The 23,466-nt window shown below is 74.8% G+C and carries 21 protein-coding genes; 15 read left to right on the top strand and 6 right to left on the bottom strand.

Annotated elements, in window-relative coordinates; genetic code table 11:
* Positions 1 to 56: 56 nt before the first annotated feature.
* Positions 57 to 935 (top strand): SMP-30/gluconolactonase/LRE family protein, encoded by an 879-nt coding sequence (locus ABD324_RS05025; RefSeq protein WP_344412812.1) that lies wholly within the window; start codon positions 57 to 59, stop codon positions 933 to 935.
* The gene (locus ABD324_RS05020) at positions 932 to 1,339 is read left to right on the top strand and encodes a TIGR03668 family PPOX class F420-dependent oxidoreductase (RefSeq protein ID WP_344412810.1); all 408 of its coding nucleotides are present in this window, start codon (positions 932 to 934) and stop codon (positions 1,337 to 1,339) included. The genes ABD324_RS05025 and ABD324_RS05020 overlap by 4 nt, the downstream gene beginning before the upstream one ends.
* A 133-nt stretch (positions 1,340 to 1,472) precedes the next feature.
* Here ABD324_RS05020 and ABD324_RS05015 read toward each other — a convergent pair whose 3' ends face one another.
* Genes ABD324_RS05015 through ABD324_RS05000 form a run of 4 tightly spaced genes read right to left on the bottom strand, consistent with a single transcriptional unit; the run spans position 1,473 to position 3,772 of the window.
* Positions 1,473 to 2,222 (bottom strand): alpha/beta fold hydrolase, encoded by a 750-nt coding sequence (locus ABD324_RS05015; RefSeq protein ID WP_344412808.1) that lies wholly within the window; start codon positions 2,220 to 2,222, stop codon positions 1,473 to 1,475.
* On the bottom strand, positions 2,219 to 2,584 hold the full coding sequence (locus ABD324_RS05010; protein WP_344412806.1) for an MmcQ/YjbR family DNA-binding protein: 366 nt from the start codon (positions 2,582 to 2,584) through the stop codon (positions 2,219 to 2,221). Before ABD324_RS05010 ends, ABD324_RS05015 begins: the two co-directional genes overlap by 4 nt.
* Entirely contained in the window at positions 2,581 to 2,952 is a 372-nt protein-coding gene (locus tag ABD324_RS05005; protein ID WP_344412804.1) for a VOC family protein, read from the bottom strand. The genes ABD324_RS05010 and ABD324_RS05005 overlap by 4 nt, the downstream gene beginning before the upstream one ends.
* 10 nt (positions 2,953 to 2,962) lie before the next feature.
* The gene (locus tag ABD324_RS05000; protein ID WP_344412802.1) at positions 2,963 to 3,772 is read right to left on the bottom strand and encodes an AraC family transcriptional regulator; all 810 of its coding nucleotides are present in this window, start codon (positions 3,770 to 3,772) and stop codon (positions 2,963 to 2,965) included.
* Positions 3,773 to 3,824: 52 nt separating this feature from the next.
* Here ABD324_RS05000 and ABD324_RS04995 point away from each other — a divergent pair, with 52 nt between their 5' ends.
* Both ABD324_RS04995 and ABD324_RS04990 read left to right on the top strand, forming a co-directional pair.
* Positions 3,825 to 6,257 (top strand): SpoIIE family protein phosphatase, encoded by a 2,433-nt coding sequence (locus tag ABD324_RS04995; RefSeq protein ID WP_344412800.1) that lies wholly within the window; start codon positions 3,825 to 3,827, stop codon positions 6,255 to 6,257.
* Positions 6,254 to 6,877, top strand: coding sequence for a nucleoside/nucleotide kinase family protein (locus tag ABD324_RS04990; protein WP_344412798.1), 624 nt, complete (start codon positions 6,254 to 6,256; stop codon positions 6,875 to 6,877). The genes ABD324_RS04995 and ABD324_RS04990 overlap by 4 nt, the downstream gene beginning before the upstream one ends.
* Here the strand turns inward: ABD324_RS04990 and ABD324_RS04985 are convergent.
* Positions 6,874 to 10,227, bottom strand: coding sequence for a transglycosylase domain-containing protein (locus ABD324_RS04985; protein ID WP_344412796.1), 3,354 nt, complete (start codon positions 10,225 to 10,227; stop codon positions 6,874 to 6,876). The genes ABD324_RS04990 and ABD324_RS04985 overlap by 4 nt on opposite strands.
* Positions 10,228 to 10,709: 482 nt before the next feature.
* Positions 10,710 to 11,087, bottom strand: a complete 378-nt coding sequence (locus ABD324_RS04980) for a nuclear transport factor 2 family protein (protein WP_344412794.1) — start codon at positions 11,085 to 11,087, stop codon at positions 10,710 to 10,712.
* A gap of 2,338 nt (positions 11,088 to 13,425) precedes the next feature.
* Here ABD324_RS04980 and ABD324_RS04975 point away from each other — a divergent pair.
* From ABD324_RS04975 to pdxS, 11 genes are all read left to right on the top strand, one after another.
* A complete protein-coding gene (locus ABD324_RS04975; RefSeq protein WP_344412792.1) occupies positions 13,426 to 13,647 on the top strand; it encodes a hypothetical protein in 222 nt (73 codons plus the stop codon).
* A 199-nt stretch (positions 13,648 to 13,846) separates the two neighbouring features.
* On the top strand, positions 13,847 to 14,290 hold the full coding sequence (locus tag ABD324_RS04970; RefSeq protein ID WP_344412790.1) for a hypothetical protein: 444 nt from the start codon (positions 13,847 to 13,849) through the stop codon (positions 14,288 to 14,290).
* A gap of 24 nt (positions 14,291 to 14,314) precedes the next feature.
* Positions 14,315 to 15,271 (top strand): hypothetical protein, encoded by a 957-nt coding sequence (locus ABD324_RS04965; RefSeq protein ID WP_344412788.1) that lies wholly within the window; start codon positions 14,315 to 14,317, stop codon positions 15,269 to 15,271.
* 87 nt (positions 15,272 to 15,358) lie between these two features.
* The gene (gene thrS, locus ABD324_RS04960; RefSeq protein WP_344412786.1) at positions 15,359 to 17,407 is read left to right on the top strand and encodes a threonine--tRNA ligase; all 2,049 of its coding nucleotides are present in this window, start codon (positions 15,359 to 15,361) and stop codon (positions 17,405 to 17,407) included.
* A 106-nt stretch (positions 17,408 to 17,513) separates the two neighbouring features.
* Positions 17,514 to 17,975, top strand: coding sequence for a DUF3237 domain-containing protein (locus tag ABD324_RS04955; RefSeq protein WP_344412784.1), 462 nt, complete (start codon positions 17,514 to 17,516; stop codon positions 17,973 to 17,975).
* 51 nt (positions 17,976 to 18,026) lie between these two features.
* Complete coding sequence (locus ABD324_RS04950; RefSeq protein ID WP_344413435.1) at positions 18,027 to 18,623, top strand: HIT family protein; 597 nt, start codon at positions 18,027 to 18,029, stop codon at positions 18,621 to 18,623.
* A 95-nt stretch (positions 18,624 to 18,718) separates the two neighbouring features.
* Complete coding sequence (gene pgsA, locus ABD324_RS04945) at positions 18,719 to 19,342, top strand: phosphatidylinositol phosphate synthase (RefSeq protein WP_344412782.1); 624 nt, start codon at positions 18,719 to 18,721, stop codon at positions 19,340 to 19,342.
* Positions 19,339 to 20,208 (top strand): phosphatidylinositol mannoside acyltransferase, encoded by an 870-nt coding sequence (locus tag ABD324_RS04940; protein WP_344412780.1) that lies wholly within the window; start codon positions 19,339 to 19,341, stop codon positions 20,206 to 20,208. Before pgsA ends, ABD324_RS04940 begins: the two co-directional genes overlap by 4 nt.
* A gap of 13 nt (positions 20,209 to 20,221) precedes the next feature.
* A complete protein-coding gene (locus ABD324_RS04935) occupies positions 20,222 to 21,340 on the top strand; it encodes a glycosyltransferase family 4 protein (protein WP_344412778.1) in 1,119 nt (372 codons plus the stop codon).
* On the top strand, positions 21,337 to 21,936 hold the full coding sequence (locus ABD324_RS04930; RefSeq protein ID WP_425565729.1) for an NUDIX hydrolase: 600 nt from the start codon (positions 21,337 to 21,339) through the stop codon (positions 21,934 to 21,936). Before ABD324_RS04935 ends, ABD324_RS04930 begins: the two co-directional genes overlap by 4 nt.
* 190 nt (positions 21,937 to 22,126) lie before the next feature.
* Positions 22,127 to 23,029 (top strand): pyridoxal 5'-phosphate synthase lyase subunit PdxS, encoded by a 903-nt coding sequence (gene pdxS / locus ABD324_RS04925; protein WP_344412776.1) that lies wholly within the window; start codon positions 22,127 to 22,129, stop codon positions 23,027 to 23,029.
* Positions 23,030 to 23,466 lie beyond the last annotated feature (437 nt).

The following is a 23,466-nucleotide window of genomic DNA, read 5'->3' as shown; positions in this document are numbered from 1 at the left end:
GAGCCTATTCCGTGCCAGGGTGGGGCGTACCCGGCCGACAGCGAGGAGGCTGCCGCATGGAGACCGTGCTCCGTGACCTGTCGTTCCTGGAGGGCCCGCGCTGGCGCGCCGGCCGGATCTGGGTCAGCGACTTCTACACCCGGCGGGTGCTCTCCGCCCTGCCCGACGGCTCGGACCTGCGCGTCGAGGCCACGGTGCCCGCCCAGCCGTCGGGCACGGGCCTGCTCCCGGACGGACGGGTGCTCATCGCGTCCATGCGCGACCAGGTGGTCCTGCGCCGCGAGCCGGACGGGTCGCTGGTCACCCACGCCGATCTCGCCGGCCTCGCCCGCGGCGTGCTCAACGACATGGCGGTGGACCCGCAGGGCCGCTGCTGGGTGGGCTGCTTCGGGTTCGACCTGATGGGCGGCGCGGCGATGGAGCCTGCGGTCCTGATCCGCGTGGACCCCGACGGGCGGGCGGAGATCGTCGCCGAGGACATGTGGTTCCCCAACGGGACCGTCTGCGACGGGCGGACGCTGGTCGTCGCGGAGAGCTTCGGCAACCGGCTGACCGCCTTCGACGTCGGTCCGGACGGCGGGCTGGCGAACCGCCGGGAGTGGGCCCGCTTCGGGGAGCCGCCCACGAGCCGGGACGTCGGCGCGGTGCTGCCCGGGCTGGCCGTGGTCCCCGACGGGATCAGCGAGCCGGACGCCGAGGGCGCGATCTGGGTGGCGGACGCGGACCACGGCCGGGCGATCCGGGTGCGCGAGGGCGGCGAGATCGCCGACGAGGTCCGGCTGCCCGAGGGGCTGCACAGCTACGCGGTCGCCCTCGGCGGAGACGACGGGCGGACGCTCTTCCTCTGCGCCGCACCGAGTTTCCTCGAACACGAGCGCCGGGACACCCGGGACGCGGCGCTGCTCGCCACAGGGGTCGAGGTGCCGCTCGCGTGACGGACTGGCTCGGCAGGGCCGCCGCGCACCCCGTCGCGCGGCTCGCCACGATCCGCGCCGACGGCACACCGCGGCTCGTCCCGATCACCTTCGCCGTGGTCGACGGGCTGGTCTGCTCGGTGGTCGACGAGGTGAAACCCAAGCGCAGCACCAGGTTGGCGAGGCTCGCCGACGTCGGGCGGGACCCCCGCGCCGCCGTGCTGGTGGACCACTACGACGCCGACTGGACGGCCCTGTGGTGGGTCCGGATCGACGGCACCGCCGCGGTCCACGAGTCCGGCGACCTGCGGGCCCGCGCCCTGGAGGCGTTGTGCGCCAAGTACTCCCAGTACGCGGAAGCCCGCCCGGACGGGGTGGTCCTGGTGATCACCCCGACCGAGGTCCGCGGCTGGTCGGGCGAATGAGCGAGCGGCCCCCTCGCTCACTAGGTATGAACGAACGCGCCGTTCGCTCACCCGGAGCAGCGGGGGGCCTCGGCGGACCCGCGGCGGTGAACGGGCCGCTCGTTCATTAGGTATGAGCGAGAGCGCCGTTCGCTCAGTCCGTGGAGCCCAGCCAGGTGGTGATCGTGCCGTCGACGAGGGCGGGGCGGTCGAGGTGGGGGGCGTGGCCCGCGTGGGGGAGGAGGAGGTCGACGGGGCCCTGGGCGGCCTCGCGGACCGCGAGGACGTGGACGTCCGTGCCGTAGGGGTCGTCGTCGCCCTGGATGCCCAGGACGGGGCAGGTGATCCCGGTGAGCTCGCCGCGGATGTCCCAGTCCGCGAAGGCCGGATCGAGCCACACGTCGTTCCAGTTCCGGAAGGTCACCTCGGCGTCGCGGTGGTGGCGGGCCATGCGGGCGGCCAGGTCGCCGCCGTCGAACGCCTCACGGGCGGCCTCGATCGCCTTCAGCGCCATCGGTTCCACGAGCACGTGCGGGGCCAGCACGACCAGCCCGGAGACGGGGAGCGCGGCGGCCGCGAGCAGCGCGATCGAGCCGCCGTCGCTGTGCCCCACCAGGACCGGCTCGCCCAGGCCGAGTGCCTCGACCAGCCGCGGCACGACGGTCCGGGCCTCGGTCGTCATGAAGTCGGGGGTGCGCGGGGCCGGCGGGAGGTCGGAGAAGCCGTGCCCGAGGCGGGAGTAGGCGACGGCGCGGCGGCCGGTCGCGGCGGCGATCCGCTGCGGGAGGCCCTTCCACAGCCCGACCGAGCCCAGCCCCTCGTGCAGGAACAGCAGCGCGGGTCCGGCGTCGGCACTGCCGGGGACGTCGTCGTACTCGTAGCGGTACCCGTCGAGCTCGATCACGCTCCCGAGTCTCGCACCTGCGCGGCGAGCTTCTTCGGGGCCACACACAGGTAGGCGTCGCGGACGATGCCGCCGATCTCCGTCCAGTCCTCCTCGGACAGCGGCACGTCGAGGTACACGCCGAGCCAGCCGCGGTGCCCCACGTACGGCGGCCGGAAGAACCGCACCGGGTCCGCCGCCACCAGCTCCTCCTGGACGCCGGGCGGTGCGGCGCACCAGAACCCGACGCGGTCGTCGTGGTGGTGGTCGGACAGCGACACGAACACCTTGCGCACGAACCAGGTCGGCTCGCCGTGGCTGACCTTCTCCGAGGCCTCGGGCAGGGCGAGGCAGATCCCCCGCAGCCGGTCGACGGCGCTCACGGGGGCGACGGCCGGTACGTCCCGAAGCACCACACGTTGCCCTCGGGGTCGGCGACCGCGAACTCGCGCGAGCCGTAGGACTGGTCGGTGAGCCCGTACACGAGCTCCGCACCCGCGCCGACGGCCTTGTCGTGCAGCGTGTCCGGGTCGTCGGTCGTCAGGTAGAGGACGGCGCGGCCGGTGTCGAAGCGCTCGTCCCCACCCCGCGTCCCGATCATCACCGCGGTGTCCTCCCAGTACACCTCGGCGTGACCGACGGAGCCGTCGTCCGCGGTCATGACGTGGCCGGGGACGAGCCCGAGGGTGCCGGTGAGGAAGTCGAGCGCCGCCCGCGGATCGGTGTAGCGCAGTGTCACGTGGATTCCCATGGCGGCCAACCTAGGACGCCGTGACCGGCGCGTCTTGAAGGAATGCGCGCCGGTACCCGGTCGGGGTGACGCCGGCGAGCGCCCGGAACTCCCGGGTCAGGTGGGCCTGGTCGGAGTAGCCGCAGTCCGCCGCGACCCCGGCGAGATCCGGCCGGGCGACGACGAGCCGGCTCGCCCGCTCGAACCGCAGCACCCGCGCGGCGGTCTTGGGGGCGAGGCCGACCTGGCTGCGGAAACGGGTCAGCAGGTGCCGGCGGCTCCAGCCCGTCTCGGCGGCGAGGGCCTCGATCCCGACGTCGCCCGATCGGTGGACGAGCAGCTGCCAGGCGTGGGCGACCTCCGGATCGGGCTCGCGGGCGGCGCCCGCGAGCAGCCGGGCGCCGAGGAAGGACTCGAGTCGGGCGAACCGGGCGGCCCAGCCGGGGTCGCCGGCCAGCCGGTCGGCGAGGGCGGCGAGCTCCGGATCGTCGAGCAGGTCGAGCTCCGGGACCTCGTTGGTCAGCTCCGCCATCGGCCGGCGCAGCAGCACGAACGCCCCCAGCGGCGAGAGATCCACCTGCATACCGGCCTGGTGGCCGTGGAACTCGGTGCGCACGGCGGCGTCGTGCATGCCGGCGAGGAAGGACCGGGCGACGGTCGGGCCGGCCGGTCCGTAGAGGCGCAGGCGCTCGCCGAAGCTCAGGATCAGCGCGCACGAGCCCACCGGGGCCTGCAGGCGCCGCCGGGGCCGCGCGCTGTACTCCCGGTAGCCCTGCAGTCGCCGGACGTAGCGGCGCAGGGCCGGTGCCGGGGGCCGCTCGACGAACTCGTCCGAGTCCACGGGGGGAGTATGCCCCGTGTCGCCGGCGCCCGCCGACGTCCATAATGCGCGCATGACCGGGCCGCTGCGCAGGCCGGCACCCGAGCCCGCGCGGCACGGGGTGCCGGTGGGCGGGGTCGTGGCGCGGCTGCCGGCCGGCATCTTCGCCCTCGACGCCCACGGCGCCGTCCTGCTCTGGAGCCCCGAGGCCGAGCGGCTCACCGGCTGGGGTGCGGGGGAGGCCCTGGGCCGCAGCGGTCTGCGGCCCGAGCGCCGCCCGGTGGACCTGCGCGCGGTGCGCGAGATGTTCGCCGCCGCCTGCCGCAGCCGGGTCAGCCTTCCGCTGCCCGCCGAGGTGCCCACGGGCCGGAGCCTCTGGGTGCACGCCGGGCCGGGGGAGGGCGAGGTCGCGGTCGTCGGGATCCTGCAGGAGCAGGCGGACGCGCAGGCGGGCGCCGAGGCGTTCTCGCTGCTCGACGCCCTGTGGCAGAACGCCCCGGTGGGCCTGGCGTACTTCGACACCGAGCTGCGCTACCGCCGCGTCAACTCCGCCGTGACCGCGATCGACGGCGGCACCTCCGACGAGCGCGACGGGCGCACGGTCGAGGAGGTCCACGGCGAGACCGGCGGCCGGATCGGGGAGGTGCTGCGGCGCGCCCTCGCCGAGGACGCGCCACAGACCGACGTCCGGGTCACCGGGCGGCTCTGGCACGGCACCGGCCCCGAGCAGTCGTGGGTCATCAACTGCTATCCGGTGCACGGCTCGGACGGGAGCATCCAGGGCGTCGGCCTCGTGGTCTCGGACATCACCGAGGCCGAGCGGACCCGCCGCGAGCTGGCCGAGGTGGCCACCGCCCGCGAGCAGCTGCTGCGCCGCTACCGCAGCCTGGTCGACGCGACGGCGTCCGCGGTCTGGATCCGGGAGCCGGACGGCAGCGCGAGCGAGGACTCGCCCAGCTTCCGGGCGGTCACCGGGCAGAGCGAGGCGGAGTACCGCGGCTGGGGCTTCCTCGACGCGGTGCACCCGGACGACCGGGAGGGCAAGCGCGAGGGCTGGCAGGCGGCGGTGGCGCGGGCCGGGTCGGGCGGCCCGGGCGGCTTCGAGCACGTCCATCGCCTGCGGACGGCCCGCGGCTGGCGCTGGTTCCGCTCGCGCGCCGAGCCGGTGCGCGAGGACGGGCGGCTGCTGGAGTGGGTGGGCACCGAGACCGACATCGACGACGAGCGCCGCTCGCGCCACCGGCTCGACGTCCTGGCCGGCGCGACCCTGGCCGTGAATCGGGCCCTCGACCCGGAGACCGAGCTGCTCGCGCTCGCCGACGCCGTCGTCCCCGAGTTCGCCGACCTGTGCCGGGTCTACCTGGTCGACGAGCAGGACGGCCTCGAGCCGGGCCGCGCGGTGCACGGCCGCCGGTCGGTCACCAGGGCGCGGGAGGGCCTCCCGCCGGTGCCGGGCGGGAGCGACCGGTCCGCGCGCTTCGAGTTCGGCCCCGGCCACCCGCTCGCCCGTTCCGTGCGGACCGGGCAGCCGGAGCTGGAGCAGGGGCCGCCGGACTCCGCACACTGGGACGGCACCCCGCAGATGCTCGAGTGGAGCCTCCGGGTCGGGATGAACTCCCGCCTGGTCGCCCCGGTCCTGTCCGGCGGCCGGGTGATCGCCGGGCTGCTGTTCGCGGCCTGCGGCGACCGCCCCGCCTACACCCGCGACGACCTGGCCCTGGTCACCGAGCTGGCCGCCCGGGCGTCCGCCGCGGTGGAGCACGGCCGGCGCTTCCAGCGCACCCGGCAGGTGTCCCTGGCCCTGCAGGAGTCGATGCTCACCGAGCCTCCGGTCATGGCGGACATCGGGATCGGCGGCATCGACGTCGCGGCCCGGTACCGACCGGCGGCCGCGGACGTCGAGGTCGGCGGCGACTGGTACGACGTGTTCCGCCTCCCGTTCGGCGACCTCGCCCTGACCGTCGGGGACGTCGCGGGGCACGACCTCGCCGCCGCCGCGACCATGGGCCAGCTCCGCAGCATGCTGCGCGCGCTGGCCTACGACACGGACGGCGCCCCGTCGGACGTGCTGCGCCGGCTGGACCGGGTGGCCTCGCAGCTCGACGTCACGCGGTTCACCACGCTGCTGCACGGGCGGATCCTGCTGCGCGGCGAGCAGCGGCTCTTCCGCTGGTCCAACGCCGGGCACCCGGTGCCGGTGCTCCTGGAGGCGGACGGCACGGCCTCGTTCCTCGGGGGTGCGGTGGACGTCGTCCTCGGGGTGGACCCGGACCGGCTGCGCCACGACCAGGAGATCACCCTGCCGGCGGGGGCCACGCTCGTCCTGCACACGGACGGGCTGGCCGAGCGCCGCAACGACCCGGACGACCGCGCGGCCCGGGACCTGCTGGCGCTGGTGCGGTCCGGGGCGGGCCTCGAGCTGCAGGCCTTCTGCGAGCACCTCGTCACCGGCAGCACCGCCGACACCGGAGACGACGTGGTGGTGCTGGCCGTGCGGGTCTCGTGACCGACCTGCTCGACCGGGCCCGCGCGCTCGCCGCCCGGCCCGGTCCCGCGCTGCTCGGGATCGCCGGGGCACCCGGCTCGGGCAAGTCGACCCTCGCCGAGCACCTCGCCGCGCGGGTCGAGGGCGCGGTGCACGTGCCGATGGACGGCTTCCACCTGGCCGACGTCGCGCTGGATCGGCTCGGCCGCCGGGACCGCAAGGGCGCCCCGGACACCTTCGACGCCGCGGGCTACCTCGCCCTGCTGCGCCGGCTGCGGTCCGGCGAGCCCGGCACGGTGTGGGCGCCCGCCTTCGAGCGGGAGCTCGAACAGCCGCTCGCCGGGGCGATCGGCGTGCCACCGGACGCCCGCCTGATCGTGACCGAGGGCAACTACCTGCTGCTCCCGGACGACCCGTGGCCGGCGGTTGCCGCCGAGCTCGACGAGGTGTGGTTCTGCGACCTCCGCGAGGATCTGCGGCTCGACCGCCTGGTGGCCCGCCACATCCGCTTCGGCAAGGCCCCGGCGGAGGCGGCGGAGTGGGCGGAGCGGGTCGACGGCCCGAACGCCGTCCGGGTCCGCGCGACCAGGGACCGGGCGACGCTGGTGCTCCCGAGCGAGGACCTGGAAGCGCTGGGCTAACCGCAGGGGCGCAGGGAGCAGTCCTGGGCGGGGGGCGGCGCGGTCGTCGTCGTGCGTTGCGGTGTGGTGGGCGAACGCCCCTGGCCGGGGTCCGCGTTGCGGCGCGGCGGTTCCGGCTCGGTGGTCGGGACGGCCCCGGAGCCCGGTTGCGGTAGGGCGCTCGGGGCGGCCGGGTCGACCGGGGTGGCCTCGACCGACGCCGACGGGGGAGCGCTGCTGCTCGGCGCGGCGCTCGCCGAGGCCTGCTCGGGGGCGTTCGGGGGCAGGTCGGACGGCGGGGTGCCGATCGGGCGGAACGTGCCGAAGCTCTGCTGGCTCGCCGGCTCGTCCGCCGTGGCCTGCTGCATGAAGTTCTGCCAGACCTTGCCCGGCATCGTCGCGCCCTCGATCGGGGTGCCCGACGACGTCTTGATCGGCGAGTTCATGTCCGTGCCGACCCACACCGTCGTCGCCAGGTCGGGCGTGAAGCCGGAGAACCAGGCGTCGTTGTTCTGGCCCTCGAACCGGGACTGCACGGTGCCGGTCTTGCCGGCGACGGGGCGGCCGATGGTGAGCCCGTCCGCCGGGGCGACCCCGCTCATCGCCTCGACGACATTGCGCGCCACCTGCTCCGGGAAGCGCCGCTCGCCGCCGGAGTCGGGAGCCTGGTAGAGCACCCGGCCGTCGGACGTCACCACCTTGGAGACCAGGTGCGGGGCGTGCCACACCCCGCCGCCGGCGATCGTCGCGTAGGCCGAGGCCAGCTCGAGCGGGCTGACCTCCTTGTTGCCCAGGGCGAGCCGGGCGTCCGGATTGGTCAGCGGGGAGGTGATGCCGGCGGCGCGGGCGGCAGAGGCCACCGCGTCCGGCCCGACCTTCGCGGCGAGCTTGGTGAAGATGACGTTGTTGGACAACGTCATCGCCTGCTTGATGTCGCAGCGGTCGCAGTCGGCGCCGTCGGCGTTGCGCAGGCCCGTCTCCTCCTTGCCGTCGAACACCGTGCCGAGCCCGATCGGCGGATCGTGCATCAGCGCCGCCAGCACCACGAACGGCTTGAAGGTGGATCCCGGCTGCTTCTTGACCTGCGCGTAGTCCAGCCCGACGCCGTTGTCGCCGCCGTAGTACGCCGTGATCGCGCCGGTCTTCGGGTCGATCGCGACGACCGACGAGCGCAGGTTGTCCGGCTGCCCGGCGAGCGCCTTCTGCGCCGAGGCGACCGCGCGGTCCTGCTGGTCGGCGTCGATCGTGGTGGTGATCTGCAGGCCGCCCTGGGCGAACTCCTGGTCGGTGATGCCGAGCGAGTCCAGCTCGGACTTGACGGCCGTGACGAGGTGGCCGCGGCTGTCGCCGAACGAGCCGCTGGACATCGGCTTGCGCTGCTGGGTCGCCGGGAACGTCGCGGCGTCGCGTTGGGACGGGCTCAGCCAGCCCTGGCTCACCATGCCGTCCATCACGAACCCCCAGCGCTGCACCGCCTTCTGCGGGTCGATGGCGGGATCCCACCGCGACGGCGACTGGATGACGCCGGCCAGCAACGCACCTTCCGCGGGCGTCAGCTGCCCCACGTCCTTGCCGAAGTACGCCTGCGAGGCGGACTGGATGCCGTAGGCGCCGCGTCCGAAGTAGATGGTGTTGAGGTAGTCGGTGAGGATCTCGTCCTTCGACTTCTCCTGGCTCACCTTCAGGCTCACGATGAGCTCTTTGTACTTGCGCCACAACGACACCTGGTCGCCGACGAGCGCGTTCTTCACGTACTGCTGGGTGATCGTCGAGCCGCCTCCGACGCCGCCCTGGAGCTGGCTCCAGGCCGCGCGCAGGATGCCGGAGAGGTCGAAGCCGGGGTTCGAGTAGAAGGTGCGGTCCTCCGCGGCCAGCACCGCCTCGCGCACCTGGACCGGGATCTGGTCGGTCGTGACCTTCGTGCGGTTGCCCGCCTCGGGCACGAGCCGGGTGAGGTCGGCGCCGTCGGCGTAGGAGATCGTCGCCACCTGGTTGTTGACGGCGTCGTCGGCGGTGGGGATCGCGAACGCGATCCAGCCGATCCCCAGCAGGAGCAGCGGCAGCAGGACCACCGCACCGAGACCGCCGAGCAGGCCCCACCTGATCCGGCGCCGCCGGCGGGCCGCGCGCTCCGCCGTGGTGAGCGGCCGACGATGGGCGGTGGGGCCGAAGCGGCGGCGCAGCAGGGCGAGCGGGCCGGTGGGGCCGGTGGGTTCGGCCTCCGCCTGCGCGGTGCCGACGGCGGTGGCGCGGGTGGTCGCGGCGCCGCGCCGGCCGCGCTGGTCGGGGGTCTGCCACCAGGCGACCCCGGCGGCACGACGGCGCCCGGAGCGGTGGCTGCGGCGACGGGTGGGGGTGGGGGTGTGGTCGGTCGACGCGCTGCGGGCGGCCGCGGTGGCGGCGGAGCGGGTGTCCGGCGGGGTCGCGGTGCGGCTGTCGGACGGGGTGGTGGTGCGGGTGTCCGACGAGGACGTGGTGCGGCTGTCCGACGGGGTGGTGGTGCGGGTGTCCGACGAGGACGTGGTGCGGCTGCCCGACGAGGAGGCGGTGCGGCGGGCCCCGGCCGCACGTGTCGAGGTGGGGGTGTGGGCGGGGGAGTCTGCGGCTCGGCGGCGAGCGTCTCCTCCTGTGCGGCGCTCGGTGGGCGTGCCCGAGGTGCGGTGGGCGGTCGGTGCGTCCGTGGTGTGTCGCCCGGAGGGGGCGTCTGGGGTGTGTCGCCCGGAGGGGGCGTCCGTGGCGCGGTGGCCGGTGGGTGCGTCCGTGGCGCTGCTGCCCGCGGGGCCGGCCGTGGTGCGGCCGTCCGTGGCGGCCTTCGGGGTGCGACGGTCGGCCGGGGAGTGCTCGGGGCTGCGGGCGCGGGGCGGCGACGGGCGCTCCGCTGCCGGGCGGGGGGCCGACGGGCGTTCGGGCGCGGGCCGGGGGGCCGGGGGACGGTCGGGCGTCGGGCGCGGGATCGGCGGGAAGGAGGGGTGGCGGCCGTCCGGGGTGGGGGAGGCGTGGCGCGGCCCGGACTGCGCCGGGGATGCGGGGCGACCCGGTGCCGGACGATGGGAGGCGCCCTGGACCGACGGGAACGACGGATGGGTGGAGCGGGACCGGGCCTGGCGGGCCGCTCCGGGCCGGCCCGGGGCACCGGGACCGGGGTGTGGCGACGAGAGGGACTGAGCCGAGGCGGGCCGCGACGAGGCGAACTGCGACGAGGCGAACTGCGACGAGACGGGCTGTGCCGAGTGGACCTGCGCCGGGTGGACCTGTGCCGACGGGGCATGCGGCGAGGAGGAGTGCGGCGAGGAGGGGTGCTGCGAGGTACGGGGTTCCGGCTGCCGGGGCGCGCCCGGGCGCTGTGCCGGGCCCTGACCTCCAGCGGGCACGCTCGTTCCCCTCTCGTCGCGGCCACGCCCTCGGTCGGGCGGGGTTGGTCCGTGCGGAGCACCCGTTCACTCCGTTCGGGCTCCACGTCGTCGTCAGAGGGGTCAACGGCGACGCCCGGGGGGCGGTGCGGCCACAGGTCGAACTCACCCGAATGACGGCACCGGACCAGGGCTTCGGCGGGGTGACCGGCAACCCTGCGTGATCACGGCGGGCCGGCGATCCGCCGTCCGGATGTGAGCGGACCGGCCCGGGCCCGCCGACCGGCGACCAGCGGCGCCGCGCACCGCCCGCCGGATCCCTCGGCTCGCGGGTCGATCACGCTCGACGGCAGGAAGGTCGACGCGCGGTCCGCCGCCACGACGGCATCGCCCTGGTGCGGACCGCGATCCCGGGTGCGGTGCCCACGGACCCGCACCCCTGTGCGGCGCCGGGGGGCCGTGTACGGCGCGGAACAGGGGACGGGCCGGCGCGGATGCCGTGGTCAGTGCGGGGGCAGTAGCGCGGCCATCCGCTCGCGCAGCGCGGTCGCGGCGGAGTAGGGGCGGATCATGACGGTGAGCTCGGCCAGGCGCCCGTCCCGCTCGCGGAGGATGTCGACCCCCTCGAGTGCCCGGTCGCCCACGCGGGCCTCGAAGACCAGCACGTGCCCGCCCTCGCCCTGGTACTCGGCGGTGTACCGGAAGTCCTCGAAGACCTGCACCACGGCGCGCAGGATCGCCCGCAACGCCTCCCGGCCCTCGTAGGGGCGGTGGACGATCGGCGAGTGGAACCGGGCGTGGTCGATGAAGAGGTCGGTCGCGGCGTCGGCGTCACCGCGCTCGACCGCGGCCCGGAACTCGGCGGCGGGCGTGCTCGTCATGGGAACAGGGGACCATCCGGCGGCGCCGGGTGCCACCGCGGACCGACCGGCTGCCGGATCGGCTCCGGGGCAGCCGCCGCGCCGTGTCCCCACGCGACCGCTCGTCGAGTTCCCTGGGCTCGGCTCGAGGGGGCCGTCACGCGGAAACGAGCTGATCCGTTCAGGCGTATCACGTACGGCCGAATGCGTGATCATGAGGCGACGTCGATCGGCCGCCGCGCGGCTCCCGGACAGGGCGCGGGCCAGGGGTTCGGTGTCGGCGGAAAACGGCCGTGATCCTCTCCGCGCCCTACCGACCCCGGAAGAGGGGCGTCCCGACGCCGGGCCGCCGTTCCGGGGGCTGGCGTTCGGGGGTCCGGCGTACGACCGTGCAGCCCTGTGGCCTCTCGCCGAATGGGCCAATCGGCTGTACCCCGAAGGGGCTGAGGAGCAATAGTTCTCTCGCCGTGTGAGAGACTTTCGCGTGGCCGATCCGGAAAGCGTTTTGCGATCCCTGGCGACAATGGCGGGGGTCTCATTCGCATGCGTTCTCGACGGCCGGTCGGCGACAGTCGTGAAAACTGCTTCCGGTGAGGATCCGCCGATTCCCCCGGAAGGGATCATCGGGGCTCTGCAATCTGCCGGAAACATTGCGGGCCCGCGCGCCGGAAATCTGCACACGCTGGTCGTGACCGATCGTCGCACGGTTCAGGTCCTGGCCCCTGTGATGCTCGACGACGACTCCCGTGCCGGTGTCCTCTACGCCCGGCTCTCCCGCTCCCGGGCGAATCTCGCAGCGGTCCTCCGGGAGATCGAGTCGGTCGCGCCGCGCCGGTCCGCCCGCCCGGCCTCGCGCCCGGTCGGTCTGCCGTCCGCCGTCGCTCCGAGGGCCGTGCCGGCTCCGCGCGTCTCCTCTCCCGGGGGGCCTGACGGTCGGCCGGTCGGCCGGGACGGCGGTGGCCGGCTGAACGGGTTGCGCGGTGCGCCGGGCGCGCCCGGCGGAGGGCTGCCCAGCGGGCCGTCGGACGGTCCGGATGGCGAGCAGTCGAACGGTCGGAACGGGGCGCCGAGCGTGCGGGGTGGCCTGTCGGTGGAGCGGGGCGGGCCATCGACGCGGCAGGGCGGCGGGCCCTCGGACGGGCGGGCCGGCGGGTCGTCGAGCGTGCGGTACAGCGGGCCGTCGGATTGGCAGGGCAGCCGGTCGTCGAGCGGGCAGGGCGGCGGGTCGTCGAGCCGCCGAGCCGGTGGGGCGTCGAGCGGGCAGGGCGGCGGGCTGTCGAGCGGGCAGGGCGCCGGACCGACGGCCGACCGGGTTGGTGAGCCTTCGGGTGCGCGGGGCCGTGCGGCGTCGGGTGGGCGAGGCCGCGAGGGGTCCGACGGGCTGAGCGAGGGGTTGCCCCGCGCGCGGGGCAGGGGACCCTCGAGCGACGAGGACGGCGGCTCGTCGAGGGGGCAGCGGGCGCCGGGAAGGGCTGTCGAGGGTGGTCCGCAGCGGAGCCGGCGGCAGGCCCCGGGCTCCCGGCAGGGCCGCACCGGGGGAGCGATCTCGGCGTTGCCCACTCCGGGATCCGCTCCGCTCCGCTCCCGCCCGGCCGCGGTTGCTCCGCCCGGTCATGCGACAGAAAGCTCTGCAGCGCAACGAGAGTCACCGGGTGTCGGCGGTCGCGGTGACGTCGCGGCGGGTACCGATCCCGGCAGTTCCGCACCCCGGCGACCGTCAGCGGCGGTCGACGTCGAGGTGGATCAGCGGGCCGTCGACGCCGGAACCCCGTCGAGCAGTGGTCGGGGGAGCGGCGTCCCGGCGGCTGCCGGCCCGGCGGCCGCCGGCTCGGCACGCAGCCGTTCGGCCGGCAGCGGCCCGGCACGCAGCGGCTCGGCACGCAGTAGCTCGGAAGGTAGTGGCCCCGCAGGCAGCGGCCCGGCAGACGGTCGCGCCGCAGTCAGCGGCGCGGCGAGCAGCGAGCTGGCGGACAGTGGCCCGGCGAACACTGGCCTGGAGAGCAGTCGGCCGGGCAAGGGCGGCCCGGCGAGCGACGGCCTGGCGGGCAGCGGCGCGGCGAGCAGCAGCCCGGCGAAGGGTGGCCAGGCGAAGGGTGGGTCGGCGAGCGGCGGCCCGGTAGGCGGCAGCCCGGCGAACGGCGGACCGCGCCGCGGGTCGCGCGCACCGAGGGCCGCTGCCGATGCGGCGGCCGACCGGGCCGAGCGCCGCCCGGAGCCCGGGCCGGATCCCGTGGCGGTGCGCTCCGCCTCCCTCGCCGCGGAGTTCTTCGCGGCGGCCCATCGGGCGCGCCCCCCGCTCCCGCCCCGCCCAGCCCCGACCGCCCCGGCCCGACCTTCCGCGCGGCCGGCTCCCGGGCCGGTGTCGCGGTCCCGACGGGCCCCGGCGGGCCGCGCGGAGGAGCCGCCGGCGGTCCCGTCCCCCCGGACCGCCGACGGCGACGGGACGGCCCTGCCCCGCCGCCGGAAGGACACCGTCATCCCGCCGCCCCGCGAGCCGGAGGGCGAGCAGGAGCGTGCCTGGGCGACCGACGTCCCGACGCTGCGGCGGTTGGCGGAGGGCCTGCGGCGGCGTCTGCGCTAGGTGCGGGCGGTGCTCGGCGGGCTCGCAACGACCGGGCGCCGGAACGGTTCTGCTCCATTCGGATGACTTCGGTGAAAAGATCCGCAGAATCGGTGACCGCGGTCCGGTCCGCCGAATTCCTACGCTAGCCTGACCGTTCCCCTACCCCACCACTTGATCGCCGGCTCCACCATTTCCGAGGCGGTGATCGGAGGCAGACATGAGCTCTCTCGAGCATTCCCTCGACATGGCGGCCAACATCAAGGGCGCCTTCGCCGTGGCGATCGTCGACTACGACAGCGGCATGACGCTCGGCTCCCGCGGCGGCAGCGCCGAGTTCGACCTCGAGGTCGCGGCGCCCGGCAACAGCGACGTCGTCCGCACCAAGATCGAGGTCACGCAGAAGCTCAACCTGCGCGAGCAGATCGAGGACATCCTGATCACGCTCGACAACCAGTACCACCTGATCCGGCTGATCCGCGGCCTGCCGGACGAGAAGCTGTTCTTCTACCTGGTGCTCAACCGGGCGCAGGCCAACCTGGCCATGGCGCGGCGCGACCTCAAGGTCATCGAGCAGGAGTTCTACATGTCGCACCCGAACGCGGGCGCGCGCCCGGCCCAGGGCGGCGACAGCCAGTACTTCCAGGCCAACGCCCAGCGCTGACCCGCACCGAGGAGGTTCGACGGCGTGCCCGGCATCCCCGGTAGCCCCGGAGTCCTGCGCACCGCCGCGAGGGAGGTGCTGCGCCAGTCCTGCGTGCTGGCCTGCGTCCTCGTCGACGCGGAGAGCGGGCTCACGCTCGACGCGGAGACCGCGGAGCGGGCACGGCTCGAGACCGAGGCCGTGGCCGCCGCGCAGGCCGAGGTGATGCGCGCGTCCGGCGTGCTGTCCCGGGTGGTCCGCGGAACGCCGACGGAGATCGTCATCCGGCAGGGGACCGCGGCGCTGCACGTGCTCCGCGGCCTCCCGGACCCGTACGGCCCGGGCCTGGTGCTCGCCGTGCTCGTGGCCCCGCCCGAGCGGAACCTGCGCAAGGTCCGGCGGGCGCTGGACAGGATCGACCCCGCCGCCCTGGTCCCGCCCCGGCCCCACTCGTCCCCCGCCGCGGGTTCCGGACCTCCCCCGGACCCCGGATCGCCCGGCATCCACTCGCCCGGCATCCACTCGTCCGGTCCGGTGCCCCGAGTGCCTGCTCCCGTGACGCCTCCCGCGCAGGAGCGCGCTCCCGTACCCCCACCGGACCCCGGCCGGTTCCGGGCCTTCGCGGCGTCACCGCAACCGTTCGGCTCACCGCGCCCGGTCCTCCCGGCACCGGCCGCGCTCGCGGCGCCCCCGGGCCACCCGGGTGACGGCAGGCGGACCGTGCCGGGGCGAGCGGGAGGACAGCCCCCCAGGGAGCTCGCCGCCCGGCCCGTGGACGCGGGCGCGCCGCCGCTCCCGCGCCGCGTTCCCGCCGCTGCAGCGACCGGGGGGCTCGCTCCCCGCCCGGCCGCGCTCCCGGAGCCGCCGCGGCCCGTGGACTGGTTCGCGCCCGCCGTACCGGGGGAGCCGCCGCCCCCGCGGCGCGTGGTGATCGAGCAGGAGGAGCACGAGGAGGCGGACCCGTACCGGGTGGCCCACGCCGTGCCGCGCCGACGGGAGTGATCGGCCCGGGTGCCACGGGAAACCCGTTCGCCGCGCACCTCTAGCATCGAGGCACACCGTCGTTCGGAACCTTCCTGGAGGCACCTCGTGTCCGCAGTCCCCGCCCCGCCCGCGGCTGAATCGGGACCCGTCCTGGTGCCGGCCGGGACCACGGCGGGCGCCCGGGTCCGCGAGGCCGGGCTGCCGACCAGCGGGCCGCAGGCGATCGTCGTCGTCAAGGACGCGGACGGGGCGCTGAGGGACCTGGCCTGGGCCCCGGAGGCGGACGCGGAGGTCGTCCCGGTCGCCGCGGACACCGACGAGGGCCGCAGCGTGATCCGGCACTCGGCCGCGCACGTCCTCGCGCAGGCGGTGCAGCAGCTGTACCCGGAGGCGAAGCTCGGCATCGGCCCGCCGATCACGGACGGCTTCTACTACGACTTCGACGTCGAGAAGCCCTTCACGCCCGAGGACCTGAAGAAGCTCGAGTCGGCGATGAAGAAGATCATCAAGGCCGGCCAGCGGTTCTCGCGGCGCCGCTTCGCCGACAAGGACGAGGCGCGCACGGAGCTCGCCGGCGAGCCGTACAAGCTCGAGCTGATCGACCTCAAGGGCCCCGAGGAGGACGTGGTCGAGGTCGACGCGAGTGGCGAGCTGACGATCTACGACAACGTGCACGCCCACACCGGCGACACGATCTGGTCGGACCTCTGCCGCGGCCCGCACCTGCCCACCACCAAGTACATCCCGGCGTTCACCCTCACCCGCTCCGCCGCCGCGTACTGGCGGGGGAGTGAGAAGAACCCGCAGCTCCAGCGCATCTACGGCACCGCCTGGGAGTCGCAGGAGGCCCTCGACGCCCACCTGGAGCGGGTCGCCGAGGCCGAGCGCCGCGACCACCGCCGGCTGGGCTCCGAGCTCGACCTGTTCTCGTTCCCGGACGAGATCGGCTCGGGCCTCGCGGTGTTCCACCCCAAGGGCGGCGTGATCCGCAAGGAGCTGGAGGACTACTCCCGGCGCCGCCACGAGGAGGCGGGGTACGAGTTCGTCAACACCCCGCACATCACCAAGGGGCAGCTGTTCCGCACCTCCGGCCACCTCGAGTGGTACGAGGAGGGCATGTACCCCGGCATGATCCTCGACGAGGAGCTGAACGCCGACGGGACCGTCCGCAAGCCCGGCCAGGACTACTACCTGAAGCCGATGAACTGCCCGATGCACAACCTGATCTTCGACGCGCGCGGCCGCAGCTACCGCGAGCTCCCGCTGCGGCTCTTCGAGTTCGGGACCGTGTACCGGTACGAGAAGTCCGGTGTGATCCACGGTCTGACCCGGGCCCGCGGCTTCACCCAGGACGACGCCCACATCTACTGCACCGAGGAGCAGATGGAGGGCGAGATCGCCTCCCTGCTCGACTTCGTGCTCGGTCTGCTGCGGGACTACGGGCTCGACGACTTCTACCTGGAGATCTCCACCCGCAACCCGGACAAGTCCATCGGGTCGGACGAGGAGTGGGAGCGCGCCACCGCCGTCCTGCGCAAGGTCGCCGAGGACACCGGTCTGCAGCTCACCGAGGACCCGGGTGGCGCCGCCTTCTACGCGCCGAAGATCAGCGTCCAGACGAAGGACGCCATCGGCCGCAGCTGGCAGATGTCCACCATCCAGGTCGACCTGATGCTGCCCGAGCGCTTCGACCTCGAGTACACGGCGTCGGACGGCAGCCGCAAGCGCCCGGTCATGATCCACCGCGCGCTGTTCGGCTCGATCGAGCGCTTCTTCGGCGTGCTGCTGGAGCACTACGCCGGCGCGTTCCCGGCGTGGCTCGCCCCGACCCAGGTCGTCGCGATCCCGGTGACGGACGAGCAGGTCCCGGCCGTCGAGGAGATCGTCGCCGCCCTGAAGGCGAAGGGCGTGCGGGTCGAGCTCGACGCCGGCGACGACCGGATGCAGAAGAAGATCCGCACCCACACGCTGCAGAAGGTCCCCTTCCTGCTGCTCGCGGGGGCCCGGGACGTCGAGGCCGGCGCGGTCAGCTTCCGCTTCCGCGACGGCACCCAGGTGAACGGCATCCCGGTCGCGCAGGCGGTCGAGGCCATCACGGCCTGGATCGCGAGCCGGACCAACGCCAGCCCCACCGCCGAGACCTTCACGGTCTGAGCGAGCGCGGCAACTGCGCAGTTGTACGTACGCGCCGGGGGGTGACAGGCACCCGACGCCGGCTCCATCATCGAGGGCCTCATCACAGTGTTGTGAGGTGGTCCCGATGCCGAAGCTGGCGCTCGAGTTCGAGATGCACGCCGATCTGGCCCTGCACGACGCGGGTGCCGGCCCGTTCGGGCAGCGGATGCTCTTCACGGTCACCGGCGGCGACGTCGCGGGTGACCGCGTCAAGGGCCGGCTGGTCGGCGCGAGCGGGGACTGGCTGCTGGCCGGGCCGGACGGGATGGGCCGGCTGGACGTCCGGGCCACACTCGAGACCTCGGACGGCGCGATCGTCCTGATCCAGTACCACGGCGTCCTCGAGCTCTCGCCCGGCGTCATGGCCGCGGTCGGCGGCGAGGGCCCGGCGACCGAGTACGGGGCGCAGTACTTCTTCACCGCGCCACGGGCCGAGACGGGCGACGAGCGCTACGCCTGGATGAACCGGACGGTCTTCCTGGGTCAGGGGCGGGTGCTGCCCGGACCCGCGGTCGAGTACCGGGTGTTCCGGGTCGACAACGACTGAGGGCGACGCGGCGCGGCGGCCTCGGCGGCGGCGCCCCGACGCCCGACTAGGATCGGGCGCGTGCACGAGGCCGCCGACGACGCCCCCGAGATCGAGGGGAGGGACGGGGTCGGCACCCCGGACGGGTTCCGCCGGCTCTGGACGCCGCACCGGCTGGCCTACATCAAGGAGGCCGGGGAGGGCGGCTGCCCGTTCTGCCGCATCCCCTCCCTCCCGGACGACGAGGGGCTGGTCGTCGCACGCGGTGAGAGCGTGTTCGCGCTGCTCAACCTGCACCCGTACAACCCCGGGCACCTGATGGTGCTGCCGTACCGGCACGTCGCCGATCTCGAGGACCTGACGCCGGCGGAGTCGCACGAGCTGATGCTCTTCACCCAGCGCGCGATCCGGGCCATGAAGAAGGTGTCCGCACCGCACGCGTTCAACACCGGGCTGAACCTGGGGACGGTGGCCGGCGGCTCGCTGGCCGAGCACCTGCACCAGCACGTCGTGCCCCGGTGGGGCGGGGACGCGAACTTCATCGCCGTCGTCGGGCAGACGAAGGTGATCCCCCAGCTGCTGTCCGAGACGCGCGAGCTGCTGGCCGGGGCCTGGGAGCCGGGCTGGGAGCCCGCTGAGAACGGCGTGGAGGACCGGCACGACCGGTGACGTGCGCCCCGACTAGTCTGGCGTCCCGCGGGACCACCGCGGATCCCGTCCGCCAGACCCGGCAGGAGTCGGCCCCACCCGATGCTGAACGTCCGATGTTGAGCGGCTCGGCCCGAGTCCACGTCAACCGCGTCACCGACCCGGTCGGCCGGGCCCTCGTGCAGCGAGGTGTGACACCGGACGTCGTCACCGTGATCGGGACGGTCGGGGCCTCGGCCGCCGCGCTGTGGTTCCTGCCGCGCGGCGAGCTGGCGATCGGGCCCTGGATCATCACCCTGTTCGTGCTGCTCGACCTGGTCGACGGCGCCATGGCGCGGGCGCGCGGCAAGGGCACCCCGTTCGGTGCGGTGCTCGACTCCACCTGCGACCGGATCGCCGACGGCGCGCTGCTCGCCGGGCTGACGTGGTGGTGCCTCGGCGTCGGGAACGAGCGGGTGCTCGGCGTCGCCGCGATGATCTGCCTGGTCAGCAGCCAGCTCATCTCGTACGTCAAGGCGCGGGCCGAGGGCATGGGGCTGGACGCGAACGGCGGGCTGGTCGAGCGCGCCGAGCGGCTGATCGTCGTGCTGCTGGGCACGTTCCTGCAGGGTGTGGGCGTGCCCTACGCGCTGCAGGTGGCGCTGTGGGGGCTCGCGGCGGCGTCGGTGTTCACGGTGTTCCAGCGGATGTGGCTGGTGTACCGCAGCGCCCAGGAGCAGGCCCGGGAGACGAGCGCGTGAAGGCCGCGGAGCTCGGCTACGCGGCGGCCTGGCGGGGGTTGCGTCACGTCCCCGCGCCGGTCGCGGCGGCCGTGTTCCGCGCCGGAGCCGACCTGGCCACCCGCCGCGGGGCGACCGGGGTCCTGCGCGCCAACCTGCGCCGGGTCCGTCCGGACGCCTCCGGGGCCGAGCTCGACCGCCTGGTCAAGGCCGGGATGCGCAGCTACGCGCGCTACTGGAACGAGGCGTTCCGGCTCCCCGCCCTCGACCCGGTCCGCGTCCACGCCGGCATGGCCCCGCACACCACGGGCGTCGACAGCGCGATGGAGGCCATGCTCGAGGGCCGCGGCGTCGTGTTCGCCCTGCCCCACGCGGGCAACTGGGACGCGGCCGGCGTCTACATCATCGAGGAGATGCGCCGCCGGGGCCTGACCCCGGAGATGACGACGGTCGCGCAGCGGCTGCAGCCGGAGTCGCTCTACCGGCGGTTCGTCGGCTACCGCGAGTCGCTCGGCTTCGAGATCGTGGCGCAGGACGACGGCCGGCGCGCCCACCTCGCGCTCACCCGGCGGCTGCGGGCCGGCGGGATGGTCTGCCTGGTCGCGGACCGGGACCTCACCGGTACCGGCATCGAGGCACCGTTCTTCGGCGAGACGGTCCGGTTCCCGGCCGGGCCCGCCACGCTCGCCGCGCTCACCGGCGCCCAGCTGCACGCCATCGGCCCCTTCTTCACCCCCGGCGGCTGGGGCGCCACGATCTCCGCGCCCATCCCGGTGCCGGACCGGGCGGGTGTGCCGAAGGCGACCGTCGAGCTGGCGCGACACTTCGAGGAGCACATCTCCCGGTACCCGCAGGACTGGCACATGCTGCAGGAGCTGACCCGGTGAGGATCGCGGCCAGGTGAAGATCGGGATCGTGTGCCCCTACTCGCTCGCGGTGCCGGGCGGGGTGCAGGCGCACGTCGTCGACCTGGCCCGGGCGCTGCGCTCGCTGGGTCACGACGTGTCCGTGCTCGCCCCGGCGGACGAGGACACGGTCGTCCCGGACTTCGTCACCCCGGCCGGCAAGGCGCTCGGCGTGCCCTACAACGGGTCCGTGGCGCGGGTGACGTTCGGCCCGGTGACCTACGCGCGGGCCAAGCGGTGGCTCGCCGCGAACCGCTTCGACGTCGTCCACCTGCACGAACCCACCACCTTCTCGGTCTCGGTGCTGGCGCTGCTCGCCGCCGAGGGGCCGATCGTCGCCACCTTCCACACCTCCACCGAGCGCTCCCGCACGCTGCAGGCGTTCGGTGGGGTGCTGCGGCCGCTCATGGAGAAGGTCACGGCGCGGATCGCGGTGTCCACGCTGGCCCGCCGGGTGCAGGTGGAGCACCTCGGGGGGGACGCGACCGAGATCCCCAACGGCGTGGACGTCGCCCGGTTCGCCCGCGGCCCGCTGCTCCCGAGGTACCCGCGGACACCGACGATCGGGTTCGTCGGGCGGTTCACCGAGCCCCGCAAGGGCATGCCGGTACTGCTGTCGGCGCTGCAGGATCCCGCCCTGCGCGAGCTCGACGCGCGGCTGCTGGTCGTGGGCCGGGGCAACCCGGACGACCTGCGGCGCGAGGCCGGGCCGGTGGCGGACCGGCTCGAGATCCTCGGTGCGGTCGACGAGCGGACCAAGGCCGCCGCGCTGCGCTCGGTCGACGTGTTCTGCGCCCCCAACCTGGGCGGGGAGAGCTTCGGCATGGTGCTGACCGAGGCCATGGCCGCCGGCGCGCCCGTCGTGGCCAGCGACCTCGAGTCCTTCCGCCGGGTCGTCGACGGCGCGGGCGTGCTCGTCCCGCCGGGCGATGCGGCCGCACTGGCCGCGGCCCTGGGCGGGCTGCTCGCGGACCCGCTGCGCCGGGCCGCGCTGTCCGCGGCCGGGCGGCAGCGGGCGGAGACGTACGACTGGCCGGTCGTCGCGGCCCAGGTGCTGCAGGTCTACCAGGCGGCGATCGCCGCGGACCCGCGCCAGGTGGTGCGGCCGGCGTGACCGGGCTGCCGTCGGGGCTCGTCGCCCTGGGCGTGGCCGTCGCGCTCGTCGTCGTGGTCTGGGTGACGGTGCTGTGCGTGGCCCGTGTGCGCCGGCTCGACCGGCTCCACCAGCGCACGGACGCGGCGCGGGTCGGCCTGGAGTCCGCGCTGGCCAGGCGGGCGGAGGTCGGGCTGCGGGTCGCGGACGTGCTCGGCCGGCCCGACCTGCGCGCCGTGGCCCTGGCCGCCGGGGGAGGGGCGGTGCAGGGCCTGCCGCGCCGGGCGGAGGACGGCATCCACGCCCGCGAGCTGGTGGAGAACGCCCTCACCCGCAGCCTCGGCGGCGTCGACCGTTCCGCGCTGCCCCTCGCGCTGCTCACCGAGATCGCCGACGCCGAGCAGCTCGTCCTGCTGGCCCGGCGCGTCCACAACGACGCGGTCCGGGACACCCTGGGTCTGCGCTCCCGGCGGCTGGTGCGCTGGCTGCGCCTGTACGGCACCGCACCGCTTCCCGGCTACGTCGAGATCGCCGACCCGCCCGCGGCCGCGGTGCCGCCCCCGTTCGCCGCTCCGACGCTGATCGTGCCCCCGACCAGGCCGGACCCGGTCGGCTGACCGGGTCCCGCCGGGCGGATCCGGCGGCGAGAGCGCGCAGGGCCGACGCGTACCATCGAACGGGCCGCTCGTCCACGCCCTCCGGGCGCGGAGCCCGGCCGGAGTCGTCGTGCAGGGTCGTCGAGGGCTCACCGTCGTCGAGTCCCACCGTCGTCGAGTCCCACAGTCGTCGAGAACAAGGAGCACCACAGTGTCGTCCGAGCAGGCCGGTCACGAACTGGGCACCGCCCGCGTCAAGCGCGGGATGGCGGAGATGCTCAAGGGCGGCGTGATCATGGACGTGGTCACGCCCGAGCAGGCGAAGATCGCCGAGGACGCCGGTGCCGTCGCCGTCATGGCCCTCGAGCGGGTTCCCGCGGACATCCGCGCCCAGGGCGGCGTGGCGCGCATGAGCGACCCGGACATGATCCAGGGGATCATCGAGGCCGTCTCCATCCCGGTCATGGCGAAGGCGCGCATCGGGCACTTCGTCGAGGCGCAGGTCCTGCAGTCCCTGGGCGTCGACTACGTCGACGAGTCCGAGGTCCTCACCCCGGCGGACGAGGCGCACCACATCGACAAGTGGGCCTTCACGGTGCCCTTCGTCTGCGGTGCGACGAACCTGGGCGAGGCACTGCGCCGCATCTCCGAGGGCGCGGCGATGATCCGCTCCAAGGGCGAGGCCGGCACCGGCAACGTCGTCGAGGCCACCCGGCACATGCGGCAGATCCGCGCGGACATCCGCCGGCTCGGGACGCTCGACGAGGCGGAGCTGTTCATCGCCGCCAAGGAGCTGCGGGCCCCCGTGCAGCTGGTCGCCGAGATCGCGCAGGCCGGGAAGCTGCCGGTCACGCTGTTCACCGCGGGTGGCATCGCCACCCCGGCGGACGCGGCGATGATGATGCAGCTCGGCGCCGAGGGCGTGTTCGTGGGCTCGGGCATCTTCAAGTCCGGCGACCCGGCCCAGCGTGCGGCGGCGATCGTGAAGGCCACGACGTTCCACGACGACCCGGACGTCATCGCCAAGGTCTCCCGCGGCCTCGGCGAGGCGATGGTGGGCATCAACATCCCGGACCTGCCCGCCGAGCAGCGCTACGCCCAGCGCGGCTGGTGACCTGACCCGAGCTCTCCCGAACGCCCCCGCCGGTCCGCCGGCGGGGGCGTTCGCGTGTCTCGGGGGTGCCGCCTCCCGATGATCGCTCCGGTCGTGACGGGGCGGTTGCCGGTGCCGCGGTGCGGTCGCTCTCGTCGTGATCGTGCTCCGGGTGATCGCCACGAGGGCGCCCGGAGGGTCGGACGGCGCCGCAGACGGTGACTCCCGCGGCGATCATGGTGTGGACGCGGGGGCGTGCGCGGTCGGAGCGCCCCGTTGCGGTGGCCGGTCGCGCTCCGTGAACACCGTCGCGACCACCGTCCGGACGCCTTCCGGGTGCGGGATCGCGCCCGGGGCCTCGCGACCTGCTCATCTCACCCGTCCGAGGAGGGCTGGCCTCGACCGGACGTTCGACTCCCGTTCGTCGCTGTGAGTCGACCGATGGCCGTGACCCGGTC

Origin of the sequence: Pseudonocardia ailaonensis, assembly GCF_039531635.1 — a bacterium.
Taxonomy (GTDB): Bacteria; Actinomycetota; Actinomycetes; order Mycobacteriales; family Pseudonocardiaceae; genus Pseudonocardia; species Pseudonocardia ailaonensis.
The sequence above is the reverse complement of the archived record's forward strand: the minus strand, read 5'-3'. Positions and strand labels throughout refer to the sequence as shown.

Bases quoted from the DNA above. Each gene is read 5' to 3' on its own strand.
- ABD324_RS05025 (WP_344412812.1), top strand. From the start codon at position 57: ATGGAGACCGTGCTCCGTGACCTGTCGTTCCTGGAGGGCCCGCGCTGG.
- ABD324_RS05005 (WP_344412804.1), bottom strand. From the start codon at position 2,952: ATGGGAATCCACGTGACACTGCGCTACACCGATCCGCGGGCGGCGCTC.
- ABD324_RS04995 (WP_344412800.1), top strand. From the start codon at position 3,825: ATGACCGGGCCGCTGCGCAGGCCGGCACCCGAGCCCGCGCGGCACGGG.
- ABD324_RS04980 (WP_344412794.1), bottom strand. From the start codon at position 11,087: ATGACGAGCACGCCCGCCGCCGAGTTCCGGGCCGCGGTCGAGCGCGGT.
- ABD324_RS04970 (WP_344412790.1), top strand. From the start codon at position 13,847: ATGAGCTCTCTCGAGCATTCCCTCGACATGGCGGCCAACATCAAGGGC.
- ABD324_RS04955 (WP_344412784.1), top strand. From the start codon at position 17,514: ATGCCGAAGCTGGCGCTCGAGTTCGAGATGCACGCCGATCTGGCCCTG.
- pgsA (WP_344412782.1), top strand. From the start codon at position 18,719: ATGTTGAGCGGCTCGGCCCGAGTCCACGTCAACCGCGTCACCGACCCG.